Below are 13543 nucleotides of genomic sequence, written 5' to 3' on the forward strand. Positions count from 1 at the left end.
AGAAGGAAATATAAGAAGTATTTTATTTATATGTAAAGTAATGTAAAAAATGTGTAAAGATAATGTGTAGGATGTTATTTTTATAAATAGTTCGGTTATAATGTAAATATAATTATAAGTTAGGGAGGCATACCATGTCGCAAAAAGTGTTGGTAGTAGATGACGAACATTCAATCGTAACATTACTTAAATATAACTTAGAAACAGCTGGTTATGAAGTTGTTGTCGCATTTGATGGTGATGAGGCTTTAGAAAAGGTAGAAAGTGAACAGCCAGATTTAATTATTTTAGATGTTATGCTACCTAAAAAAGATGGCATTGACGTATGTAAGACTGTAAGAACAAATAAAAATTTAGTCCCTATATTAATGTTAACGGCGAAAAATGATGAATTTGATCGGGTATTAGGTTTAGAATTAGGTGCCGATGACTATATGACTAAGCCTTTTTCACCTAGAGAAGTTGTTGCCCGTGTGAAAGCCATTTTAAGACGTTCTCAATTTGTAAAAGAAGTAGAAGAGATTGATGATGATATTACCATCGGATCGATACGTATTAGACCCGATTATTTTGAAGTATATAAGCATAATGAGTTATTGGAGCTAACACCGAAAGAATTTGAACTCTTGCTTTATTTGATAGAAAGACAAGGCAGAGTCATTACGAGAGAACATATGTTAAATACGGTATGGAATTATGAATTTGCAGGAGACTCAAGAATTGTTGATGTACATATCAGTCATTTAAGAGATAAATTAGAAGATAATCCCAAGAAGCCACAACTTATTAAAACTGTGCGTGGCTTAGGCTATAAATTGGAAAGACCTAAAGAACAATGATGAAGTTTCACCACCGCTTAATGTTATTGATAAGCAGTATATTAATTATCAGTTTTGTTACATTAGGCATTATTATTCACGCTTCCATCACATATGTTTTATCAGAAAAACACGAACAAGCTCTAGCAACAGATGCAAGATCATATATTTATTTAGTCCAAGATAATGAGATTGATAAAGTTAAAGAAATTGTAAAACAGCAAAATATAGATTTATTGATAACTAAACATGATAAAAAGGTGTTTAGTAGTGGCAAACTGAAAGCTATCCCAAATAGTGATAGCTATATTCAAAAAAGGGACGTTTTTATTTTTAATAAGAAGGTTAACGGTTATCATGTATGGATTAAAGGTTACAATAACGATATTACAGAAATGCATTGGACGTTGTGGAAATATCTTATTTTGACATGTTTAGTTGTACTCATTTGTCTGTATTTTGCAAGCCGTAGTTTTAAGCGTACATTAATCCGTCCCATTCAAGAAGTTACTTATGCAACACAATTGTTGGCAAATGGTTATTATCACATACGTGTACCTGAAAGTAATGTTGTAGAAACTAAAGCGCTTTTTGTGTCTACCAATGATTTAGCACGACGCCTTCAAAAGCTTAATAATGAGCAAAAAATTCAATCCAACCGTTTAAAAACAACGATTGAAAATATTCCAAGTGCTATTTTAATGATAGATCGAAATGGAAAAATCGTTGTTGCAAATAAAGCGTATTATGAACAGTTCAACATCTCGCATAATATTGAACAAGTAGGCTATCACGGCTATGTTAATACTGAAATTGAGCAATTAATTTTAGAAAGTTTTAAAGTTGAAAAACCTATTTATGAACAATTGGAAGTTGCAATAAACCAAGTCCATGCCAAGTACTTTGATATTTCATGCGTTCCGATTTTAACTAGGTCTCAAAAAAGTTTGCAAGGGATTTTAGTTGTGATGCATGACATAACAAATCTGAAACAACTTGAAAATCTAAGACGTGAATTTGTAGCAAATGTTTCACATGAATTAAAAACACCTATTACTTCAATTAAGGGGTTTGCTGAAACGCTTATTGATGGTGCAAAAAATGATGCGGAATCATTAGACATGTTTTTAAACATAATTTTAAAAGAATCAAATCGAATAGAATCTTTAGTAACAGATTTGTTAGATTTATCGCATATTGAGCAACATACCGAGTTAGATACAGACTATATGAATTTATCAGATTTAACGCGGCGTATTATTGATAATATGATGACTCAAGCCAATCAAAAAAATATTTCCATTCATACTGATATTGAAAAAGATGTCATTGTTAAAGCACAAGAAAGTAAAATTGCTCAAGTTATCACGAATTTGTTAACGAATGCAATTAACTATTCTTATGAAGATGGAGATATTAACGTTCGTGTGTATCGAGATGACTTTCGTGTCATTTTCGAAGTACAAGATTTTGGTATAGGTATTAAATTAGAAGACCAACAACGTATTTTTGAAAGATTTTATAGAGTAGATAAAGCACGAAGTAGAGATTCTGGTGGGACAGGTCTTGGATTATCAATTACAAAGCATATAGTAGAGGCCCACCAAGGCAATATTGAAGTGAATAGTCAAGTTGGCAAAGGCTCAACGTTCAAAGTTATTCTAAAAGATTATAAAGAATAAAAATTAAAGTGGTAACAGCGCGTGTATTTTTCACGAAGTTGTTGCTGCTTTTTTATTTCGTTCAAATCTCTATTGGTATTAAATTAGAGTTAATGAAGTGGAATAAATTCGGTTGTCAATTTTGTCATTTGCATATGTCGATTTGTAAGTTATAAGTAATAGATTGTTGTGAATCAAGCAATTTTATAATATATTTATTATAATAAAGAAATTTTAGTAACGCGCTTAAAATAGATGCTTAATTAAAAAGTAATAAGTTTTATTTGAACGGAAATAAATCTTAATTTAAACACTTGAATAGACAAGTGTAATCATTCGTCATAGAAAAAGACGAGGGGCGATTTAGATAAATTGTTGAAAGTAATATTAAATACCTTGTTTATCTAATTTGATTGAGGAAACATGCATAGGTGAAAATTAGAAATACATTAAAAATATTGAATTAATTTTTCGACCTACAAGTTGAGGAAAATTTAACTAGATTTGAGGATTAGCAAAGTGAAAACAATTCAATTACACAAGACAACTTTGATATTAATTGCGATATTATTGTTTTATACTTTTATGGGTATCTTACTACCACTCATGCACGATGATTTACAATGGTTTAGCAATTATAATACTGATATTTTAAAAGTAGGATTTGCATCACTTAATGGTCGCTATATCGGAAATATCTTTGAAATTATAGCTGTACATGTAAGCTGGTTACGTTGGCTTTCATATGGTCTCATTAGTATGGGCATCATTTGGATGATTATGCACATTACACGTTGTAAAGCGTGGACAAGCTATTATTTGTTAGCATTTTCTTTAATGTTAATTTTACCAAGTGCTATTTATGCAGATACATATGGCTGGTTTGCAGGATTTTATAATTATGCGACATCAACACTAATTTCACTCTTTATTATTTATTATTGTATTAATGCAATTATATATAAAGAAAAGCAGCCGGTAAGTGTTACTGTACTATTCTATGTTTTATGCTTCTTCGGTCAATTATTTATGGAGAATGTGACATTATTCCACTGTATCATTTTAATTTTAGCTTTTCTATATGAATTTACTGCAAATCGAACACTTAATTATAAATTATTGTTTTCATTTATGATTGCTACTATAGGTACAATCATTATGTTTTCCAATCCAAATTATCGCAAAATTTTATTTGAAGGATCAGAATATCAACAAGTTTCAAATAATCAAGGTATCTTTTCAAAATTTGCAGAAATGATATCAACGTCACTTCCATATGGTGTCATTTTCAGTCAGATTATAATTTTAAGTATGATTGCAGCGCTTATTATTTATCTACTGCTTAGAAGTGATCGGTATGTACATTTAACAATATTAAAGCGTCGTATCATTATGATAGGATTTATCACTTTACCGCTTTATTATTTACTATTTTACAATCAGTTTTTATTAAATAAAAATACAGATATTGGATTGGTTGGTTTTGTGAACGTAATTGTATGTGGTTACTTTGCGTTTTCGATATTTGTAGGTATTTATTTGTCTATTAATGATCGTAAAACACAAATTACTTTATATTCCTTACTTATTGCAATATGTGTTTCGGCGTCGACACTAGTCATTGTTACTCCAATTGAACCAGGTAATTTTTTGATTGTTTATACGATACATGTAATCATTTTAATTATTTTATTAAAAGAATTTCGGAAATATAAGTCAATCAATGTTAATTTTATTAAAGGTGCATCACTAGTTTTAGCTGTTATATATCTTAGTGCATTTATTTATGTTCATTATGAACATGAAAAAAGAGTTCAGTTATTAAAACAACAAATTAAAGATCATCCACGACAAGAGGTTTATACAGTGGAATCATTGCCGTTTGAACATTATATGCATCATCCGTCACCAATCAATAAAAATTACCAAGAGTGGTTTAATAATTATGAAGAATTACCGAAAATGACCAAAGTTAAATATATTCCATTTGGTTCAGACGATTCATAACTTATTCTTACCTATAAAAATTTAAAATAGCAGCATAAAAATATTAAAAAGTAGACATAATCATGAAATGTTAATGTGCATCTCAAAAGTTGGACTTTTAACCTGACTTTATGGAGTGCTCATCAAGAACAATCATGATTATGTCTTTTTTATTTTTTAGCTAAGTCTATATAGGCACTTGTTTTATTTGAAATTAGGTCGTGTATAAATACTCTATGAGATAGTTTCTTTAATTACGACATCACAGTCGAATATGCTAAAATATATATAAATTAGTTCTGGAGGTTAAAATTGTGAATAAATTAGTATTAATCGATGGTAATAGCTTAAGTTTTAGAGCTTTTTATGCATTACCTTTGTTATCAAACAAAGCAGGCATTCATACCAATGCAGTATATGGTTTTGCAATGTTACTAGAGAAGATTTTAAAAGAAGAAAAGCCAAATCATTTTTTAGTAGCGTTTGATGCAGGTAAAACGACTTTCAGACATGAAAAATATAGTGAATATAAAGGTGGACGCCAGAAAACGCCGCCTGAACTAAGTGAGCAATTTCCTTATATTCGCCAATTATTAGATGCTTATCATATTAAACGTTATGAATTAGATAACTATGAGGCAGATGATATTATCGGAACTTTAAGTAAAGAAGCAGATAAAGCGGGCTTTCAGACAATTATTATTACGGGAGACCGAGATTTAACACAACTTGCAACGGATAATGTAACCATTTATTACACTAAAAAAGGTGTTACTGATGTTGATCATTATACACCTGACTTTATTGCGGAAAAATACAACGGGTTAACACCTAATCAAATTATTGATATGAAAGGATTAATGGGAGATACTTCTGATAATATACCAGGTGTTGCAGGTGTTGGAGAGAAAACAGCAATAAAATTGCTAAACCAATTTGACACAGTAGAAGGTGTCTATGAACATTTAGATGAAATTTCAGGTAAAAAGTTAAAAGAAAAACTTCAAAATAGCAAAGAAGATGCATTAATGAGTAAAGAATTAGCAACGATTAATGTAGATAGTCCGATTGAAGTAAAACTTGAAGATACGTTAATGACTCATCAAGATGAACAACAAGAAAAAATCGAATTGTTTAAGAAGTTAGAATTCAAACAATTGTTGGCTGACATTGATCAATCAGCAAGTGTTGAAGATGCAATAGAAAAGACATTTGAAATTGAAACGTCTTTTGATAATATTGATTTTACTTCATTGAAAGAAGCGGCCATCCATTTCGAATTAGACGGTGGTAACTATTTGCGAAATAATATTTTGAAATTCTCTTTATTTACAGGTGAGAAACATATTGTAATTAATGCGGATGACATAAATAATTATGCCGAACTAGTTTCATGGTTAGAAAATCCGAATACGAAAAAAGTAGTATATGATGCTAAAAAAACATATGTAGCATCACATAGATTGGGAATTGATATTCAAAATATTTCTTTCGATATTATGTTGGCCAGTTATATAATTGATCCATCGCGTACGATTAGTGATGTTCAATCAGTTGTTTCATTGTACGGTCAAAGTTTTGTGAAAGACGATGTGAGTATATATGGAAAAGGTAAGAAATTTAAGGTGCCTGAAGATGATGTTTTAAATCCATATGTTGCTTCTATTACTGATGCAATTTACTTTGCGAAACCAAATATGGATAAACAATTAGAAGAATACAATCAGGTAGAACTCTTAGCTGATTTAGAGCTACCGCTAGCTAAGATTTTAAGTGAAATGGAAGAAATTGGTATATTTACAGATGTTCATGATTTAGAAGAAATGGAAAAAGAAATTCAAGAAAAATTAGACGTCTTGATTCGAAATATCCATGATGCAGCTGGTGAAGATTTTAATATAAATTCTCCTAAGCAATTAGGTGTTGTATTGTTTGAGACATTACAATTACCTGTTATTAAAAAGACGAAAACAGGATATTCTACTGCTGTAGATGTCTTAGAGCAATTGCAAGGTGAACATCCTATCATTGATTATATTTTAGAATATCGTCAATTATCTAAGTTACAGTCTACTTATGTTGAAGGATTGCAAAAGGTAATTAGTGATGATCAACGTATCCATACACGTTTTAACCAAACTTTAGCGCAAACTGGACGTTTATCAAGTGTAGATCCTAATTTACAAAATATTCCGGTTAGACTTGAAGAAGGGCGTAAAATAAGAAAAGCCTTTAAACCAACTTCAAAAGATAGCGTTATATTATCAGCAGATTATTCTCAAATTGAATTGCGTGTATTAGCACACATTACACAAGATGAGAGTATGAAAGAAGCATTTATCAACGGCGATGATATTCATACAGCAACTGCTATGAAAGTATTTGGTGTAGAGGCTGATCAAGTCGATAGTTTAATGCGTCGTCAAGCAAAAGCGGTTAACTTTGGAATTGTTTATGGGATAAGTGATTATGGTTTAAGTCAAAGTTTAGGTATTACTCGTAAAAAAGCAAAAGCATTCATTGATGATTATTTAGCTAGTTTCCCAGGTGTAAAACAATATATGTCTGATATTGTAAAAGATGCCAAAGCTTTAGGTTATGTGGAAACATTGCTACATCGTCGACGCTATATTCCTGATATTACGAGTCGTAACTTTAATTTACGCGGCTTTGCTGAACGTACTGCTATGAATACGCCAATACAAGGCAGTGCTGCAGATATCATTAAACTGGCAATGGTTAAATTTGCACAAAAAATGAAAGAGACAACATATCAAGCTAAACTATTATTACAAGTACACGATGAATTAATTTTTGAAGTACCTAAGTCAGAAGTAGATTCATTTAGTGAATTTGTAGAAGAGATAATGGAAAATGCATTGCAATTAGATGTTCCATTAAAAGTAGACTCAAGTTATGGTGCAACTTGGTATGATGCAAAATAAAGTGAGGTTAATGGTATGCCCGAATTACCAGAAGTAGAACATGTAAAAAGAGGAATTGAACCCTACGTTATAAATCAAAAAATTGAACACGTTATATTTTCGGATAAAGTAATCGAAGGTAAAGCTCAAGGCAAGGAAACAATTATAAAAGGAATTGAATTAGATACTTTTAAAACTTTATCGGAAGGCTATACCATTACAAATGTAGAACGAAGAAGTAAATATATCGTTTTTCAGCTAGATAATAAACGAGAACAACGTACATTAATTAGTCATTTAGGTATGGCGGGTGGTTTTTTCATTGTAGATGAACTTGAAGATATTATGATACCTAATTATCGTAAGCATTGGCATGTTATTTTTGAGTTGTCAAATGACAAAAAGTTAATTTATTCAGATATACGTCGTTTTGGAGAAATTAGAAATGTTGCGTCTGTAGCATCTTATCCTTCATTTTTAGAAATAGCGCCTGAACCTTTTTCAAATGAAGCATTGACGTATTATTTAAATCGAATTCATCAACAGTCTAATAAGAATAAACCAATCAAACAAGTGATTTTGGATCATAAAGTAATCGCAGGTTGTGGAAATATTTACGCATGTGAAGCGTTGTTTCGTGCAGGTGTTTTACCAGATAAAAAAGTAAAAGACTTAACACACCAACAACAAGAAATGGTTTTTTATTATGTTAGAGAAGTACTAGAAGAAGGTATTAAATATGGCGGTACAAGTATTTCAGATTATCGTCATGCTGATGGAAAAACTGGTGAGATGCAATTGCATCTTAATGTATATAAGCAGCCGGTATGCAAAGTGTGTGGAAGTCAAATTGAAACAAAAATCATCGCGACAAGAAATAGTCATTATTGTCCAGTATGTCAAAAATAAAGAAAGAGTGAAATTATGCCGAAAGTTATTGGTCTAACAGGTGGAATCGCCTCAGGAAAATCAACAGTATCAGAACTCTTATCCGTATTCGGTTTTAAAGTAGTAGATGCTGATAAAGCAGCCAGGGAAGCTGTTAAAAAGGGGAGTAAAGGTTTAGCTCAAGTACGAGAAGTCTTTGGTGATGAAGCAATTGATGAAAATGGTGAGATGAATCGTCGTTATATGGGTGATCTAGTGTTTAATCATCCAGAAAAACGCTTAGAATTAAATGCTATCATTCATCCTATCGTGCGAGATATTATGGAAGAAGAAAAGCAAGAATATTTAAAACAAGGATATAATGTAATCATGGATATTCCATTATTATTTGAAAATGAATTGGAAAATACAGTAGACGAAGTGTGGGTTGTATACACTTCTGAAAGTATACAAATGGATCGTTTAATGCAACGTAATAATTTGTCATTAGAAGATGCGAAAGCACGTGTCTATAGCCAAATTTCTATTGATAAAAAAAGCCGAATGGCCGATCATGTTATCGATAATTTAGGGGATAAACTTGAATTAAAACAAAACCTTGAGAGATTGTTAGAAGAAGAAGGTTATATTGAAAAGCCGAATTACGGAGAAGAAGATTAATATTACACTATAAATAAGTCATTACTTTACGTACGCGTTGATGTATGTAAGTAATGACTATTTTTTATAAAAAAGATAAATAAATCAACGGAAAACGCTTTCAAATTTCATATAATATGCTATACTAATTCCATAAAGTATAACACATAAAAATCAAGGGGTGCTTTTAATGTCAACGAATATTGCAATTAATGGTATGGGTAGAATTGGAAGAATGGTATTACGTATTGCATTACAAAATAAAAATTTAAATGTAGTAGCGATAAATGCTAGTTATCCACCCGAAACAATTGCACATTTAATCAATTACGATACAACACATGGAAAATATAATCTAAAAGTTGAACCGATTGAAAATGGATTGCAAGTTGGTGATCATAAAATTAAATTGGTTGCTGATCGCAATCCTGAAAACTTGCCATGGAAAGAATTAGATATCGATATTGCTATAGATGCAACTGGTAAATTTAATCATGGTGATAAAGCCATCGCACATATTAAGGCAGGTGCCAAAAAAGTTTTGTTAACTGGTCCTTCAAAAGGTGGACATGTTCAAATGGTAGTTAAAGGCGTAAATGATTACCAATTAGATATAGAAGCATTTGACATTTTTAGTAATGCTTCATGTACTACTAATTGCATTGGTCCAGTTGCAAAAGTTTTAAATAATCAGTTTGGAATAGTTAATGGTTTAATGACTACTGTTCACGCTATTACAAATGACCAAAAAAATATTGATAATCCACATAAAGATTTAAGACGTGCACGCTCATGTAATGAAAGCATTATTCCTACTTCTACTGGTGCGGCGAAAGCTTTAAAAGAAGTATTACCAGAATTAGAAGGTAAATTACACGGCATGGCATTACGTGTACCAACAAAGAATGTATCGCTCGTTGATTTAGTTGTTGATTTAGAAAAAGAAGTAACTGCAGAAGAAGTAAACCAAGCTTTTGAAAATGCAGGTTTAGAAGGTATCATAGAAGTCGAACATCAACCACTAGTGTCTGTTGATTTTAATACTAATCCAAATTCAGCTATTATTGATGCAAAATCAACAATGGTCATGTCAGGGAATAAAGTAAAAGTTATTGCTTGGTATGATAATGAATGGGGTTATTCAAATAGAGTTGTAGATGTTGCTGAGCAAATTGGAGCACTTTTGACATCAAAAGAAACTGTAAGTGCAAGTTAATACAATTAATTTATAGCCTAACTCTGACTTCGGAGTTAGGTTTTTTATTTTTTAATACAATAATATTGTCATGCAAATTACTTAATAAGTAACGATATAATGTTTTTTATTGTTTCATTATTTGGTTAAATGAATTAAATTGAGGGATTCTTTTTTCATCTCTAGATTTATAGTATAATTAGGCATAATCAAAATAAAGAGGGTGATGTAATGAAATGCCCGAAATGTAATTCTACACAATCTAAAGTTGTAGATTCAAGGCATGCCGATGAATTAAATGCCATTCGAAGACGAAGAGAATGTGAAAATTGTGGAACACGTTTCACTACATTTGAACATATCGAAGTTAGTCAGCTTATAGTTGTGAAAAAAGATGGCACAAGAGAGCAGTTTTCAAGAGAAAAGATACTTAATGGACTTGTGCGTTCTTGTGAGAAACGACCAGTTAGATATCAACAACTTGAAGACATAACTAACAAGGTTGAATGGCAATTACGAGATGAAGGTCATACGGAAGTGTCTTCACGAGATATAGGTGAACACGTTATGAACTTGTTAATGCATGTTGATCAAGTTTCATATGTTAGATTTGCATCAGTCTATAAAGAATTTAAAGATGTTGATCAATTGTTAGCATCGATGCAAGGGATTTTAAGCGAAAACAAACGGAGTGATGCTTAAATGGGACGACAAGCCTTCGAATTCGGCTTAAGACCGAAGGATCAATTCAAAGTTATGCAACACTTTGATTTAAATACGAATCATTTAGAGGTATTGAATCGACTGTATACACCGCTAATTGGAACGCAAGCAGTGGGTTTATATCATTTTATGACTCAATTCGTTAAAGAAAGTCATAATGAAACATTGATTCTTTCTCATTATATTTTTATGAATGAACTTAAAATTAATTTACTAGAGTTTAGACAACAAATGGACTTACTTGAAGCGATTGGATTGTTAAAGGCGTTTGTCAAACATGATGAACAAGAAACACAATTTGTTTACCAATTAATTCAACCGCCTTCAGCACATTTATTTTTTAATGATCCAATGTTGTCAATCTTTTTATATAGTGAAGTCGAGCATCGTCGATTTCATGAGTTGAAGAAATACTTTGAGTATCAACAAATTGATTTGAGTGAATTTAAACAGGTAACAAGACAATTTACTGATGTTTTTAAAGTGCCGTCTACAAAAATAGATATGGATACAAGTGATATTCCGATTAATGAACCGTACCAAGGTATCGATTTATCAAATGAATCTTTTGACTTTGAAATGTTGAGACAAATGTTAGGTAAACATTTTATTAGTCAAGACATTGTTACCAAAGATGCAAAGCGTTTAATTACACAACTCGCGACTTTATATGGTTTAACAGCAGATGGCATGAAGCATGTTATTTTAAATTCAATTACAAGTGGACAACAGTTATCCTTTGAAGAAATGCGTAAACAAGCACGCTCGTATTACTTAATGGAACACGAAAATCAAATGCCTAAATTACAGGTGAAATCTCCTGCTACATCATCTTCGACGGGCAAATCTTCAGAAGTGAATCCAAAGCCACAAAGTGATGAATGGTTTGAGTTACTTGAACAAACGAGTCCAATTGATATGTTAGCTTCTTGGTCTGAATCAGAACCAACTATATCGCAAAAGACAATGGTTGAAGAATTAATTGAACGTGAAAAAATGTCTTTTGGCGTCATTAATATTTTGTTGCAATTTGTCATGTTAAAAGAAGATATGAAACTTCCTAAAGCGTATATTTTGGAAATAGCATCAAATTGGAAGAAAAAAGGTATTAAGACAGCTAAAGAAGCATATAATTACGCTAAAAAAGTTAATCAACTTAAAAATGAGGGTTCTAGCGAAAATTACCAAAAGCGTGGTTCATACTATGGGCAACGTAATCGTATTTCAAAAGAAAAAACACCTAAATGGTTAGAAAATAGAGATAAACCTAGTGAAGAAGATTCGGCTAAAGATAATAGCGTAGATGATCAACAATTAGAGCAAGATCGACAAGCATTTCTAGATAAATTATCTAAAAAATGGGAGGAGGACAGTCAATAATGAAGCAATTTAAAAGTATAATTAACACGTCGCAGGACTTTGAAAAAAGAATAGAAAAGATAAAAAAAGAAGTAATCAATGACCCAGATGTTAAGCAATTTTTGGAAGCGCATCGAGCTGAATTAACGAATGCTATGATTGATGAAGACTTAAATGTGTTACAAGAGTATAAAGATCAACAAAAACATTATGACGGTCATAAATTTGCTGATTGTCCAAATTTCGTAAAGGGGCATGTGCCTGAGTTATATGTTGATAATAACCGAATTAAAATACGCTATTTACAATGCCCGTGTAAAATCAAGTACGACGAAGAACGCTTTGAAGCTGAGCTAATTACATCTCATCATATGCAACGAGATACTTTAAATGCCAAATTGAAAGATATTTATATGAATCATCGAGACCGTCTTGATGTAGCTATGGCAGCAGATGATATTTGTACAGCAATAACTAATGGGGAACAAGTGAAAGGCCTTTACCTTTATGGTCCATTTGGGACAGGTAAATCTTTTATTCTAGGTGCAATTGCGAATCAGCTCAAATCTAAGAAGGTACGTTCGACAATTATTTATTTACCGGAATTTATTAGAACATTAAAAGGTGGCTTTAAAGATGGTTCTTTTGAAAAGAAATTACATCGCGTAAGAGAAGCAAACATTTTAATGCTTGATGATATTGGGGCTGAAGAAGTGACTCCATGGGTGAGAGATGAGGTAATTGGACCTTTGCTACATTATCGAATGGTTCATGAATTACCAACATTCTTTAGTTCTAATTTTGACTATAGTGAATTGGAACATCATTTAGCGATGACTCGTGATGGTGAAGAGAAGACTAAAGCAGCACGTATTATTGAACGTGTCAAATCTTTGTCAACACCATACTTTTTATCAGGAGAAAATTTCAGAAACAATTGAATTTTAAAATGATTGGTGTATAATGAATACAAATCTAAATCGTTTAAATGATTGAAGACAAGATGATCTAATCAATATTACACAGAAAGCCATTGTTTGATGAGAATATGGTTAATAAATTAGATGATTACTACTTCATTTATGGTATTTGTAATGAATACCCGGATCAAGACCGTTATCTTAAGCAGAGATATTTAATACATAAATTGTATTAGATAACTAGGGTGGTACCACGACGATCTCGTCCCTTGTATAGGGGCGGGATTTTTTGTTTTTTTCAGACATAAATGTTTGTTGGTGTCATAAATTCCCTGTTTATTGTTAATAGGTTTAATGTTAAAACGATGATTGTTGTTCAATTTTTTAACGAGGTCAGATAAAAGTATTTATAAAGCAAATAGGAGGGTTT

At 31.4% G+C, this 13543-nt stretch carries 11 protein-coding genes; all 11 read left to right on the forward strand.

Annotated elements, in window-relative coordinates:
- Positions 1 to 134 precede the first annotated feature (134 nt).
- The 11 genes from IDG64_RS07250 (at position 135) to IDG64_RS07300 (ending at position 13349) form a co-directional block, all read left to right on the forward strand.
- Positions 135 to 839: a response regulator gene (locus IDG64_RS07250; protein WP_000080028.1), complete on the forward strand. Its 705-nt coding sequence runs from the start codon at positions 135 to 137 to the stop codon at positions 837 to 839.
- Positions 839 to 2500 carry a two-component system histidine kinase PnpS gene (gene pnpS, locus IDG64_RS07255; protein ID WP_015445861.1) on the forward strand — a complete coding sequence of 554 codons (1662 nt, stop codon included), beginning with the start codon at positions 839 to 841 and terminating at the stop codon, positions 2498 to 2500. The genes IDG64_RS07250 and pnpS overlap by 1 nt, the downstream gene beginning before the upstream one ends.
- A gap of 498 nt (positions 2501 to 2998) precedes the next feature.
- Positions 2999 to 4486 (forward strand): hypothetical protein, encoded by a 1488-nt coding sequence (locus IDG64_RS07260; RefSeq protein WP_000849439.1) that lies wholly within the window; start codon positions 2999 to 3001, stop codon positions 4484 to 4486.
- A gap of 293 nt (positions 4487 to 4779) precedes the next feature.
- Positions 4780 to 7410, forward strand: a complete 2631-nt coding sequence (gene polA, locus IDG64_RS07265) for a DNA polymerase I (protein WP_001038306.1) — start codon at positions 4780 to 4782, stop codon at positions 7408 to 7410.
- A 15-nt stretch (positions 7411 to 7425) separates the two neighbouring features.
- Positions 7426 to 8298: a bifunctional DNA-formamidopyrimidine glycosylase/DNA-(apurinic or apyrimidinic site) lyase gene (mutM, locus tag IDG64_RS07270; protein WP_001114452.1), complete on the forward strand. Its 873-nt coding sequence runs from the start codon at positions 7426 to 7428 to the stop codon at positions 8296 to 8298.
- A gap of 15 nt (positions 8299 to 8313) precedes the next feature.
- A complete protein-coding gene (gene coaE / locus IDG64_RS07275) occupies positions 8314 to 8937 on the forward strand; it encodes a dephospho-CoA kinase (RefSeq protein WP_001127167.1) in 624 nt (207 codons plus the stop codon).
- A 169-nt stretch (positions 8938 to 9106) separates the two neighbouring features.
- A complete protein-coding gene (gene gap / locus IDG64_RS07280; RefSeq protein WP_000106142.1) occupies positions 9107 to 10132 on the forward strand; it encodes a type I glyceraldehyde-3-phosphate dehydrogenase in 1026 nt (341 codons plus the stop codon).
- A gap of 210 nt (positions 10133 to 10342) precedes the next feature.
- Positions 10343 to 10813 (forward strand): transcriptional regulator NrdR, encoded by a 471-nt coding sequence (gene nrdR, locus IDG64_RS07285; RefSeq protein WP_000650082.1) that lies wholly within the window; start codon positions 10343 to 10345, stop codon positions 10811 to 10813.
- Positions 10814 to 12214 carry a replicative helicase loading/DNA remodeling protein DnaB gene (locus tag IDG64_RS07290; RefSeq protein WP_000533499.1) on the forward strand — a complete coding sequence of 467 codons (1401 nt, stop codon included), beginning with the start codon at positions 10814 to 10816 and terminating at the stop codon, positions 12212 to 12214.
- A complete protein-coding gene (dnaI, locus tag IDG64_RS07295; RefSeq protein WP_000808621.1) occupies positions 12214 to 13134 on the forward strand; it encodes a primosomal protein DnaI in 921 nt (306 codons plus the stop codon). The genes IDG64_RS07290 and dnaI overlap by 1 nt, the downstream gene beginning before the upstream one ends.
- Positions 13135 to 13226: 92 nt before the next feature.
- Positions 13227 to 13349, forward strand: coding sequence for a hypothetical protein (locus IDG64_RS07300; protein WP_001790562.1), 123 nt, complete (start codon positions 13227 to 13229; stop codon positions 13347 to 13349).
- Positions 13350 to 13543: the final 194 nt, after the last annotated feature.

This window comes from Staphylococcus sp. EG-SA-15, assembly GCF_017151895.1.
Classification (GTDB): Bacteria; Bacillota; Bacilli; order Staphylococcales; family Staphylococcaceae; genus Staphylococcus; species Staphylococcus aureus.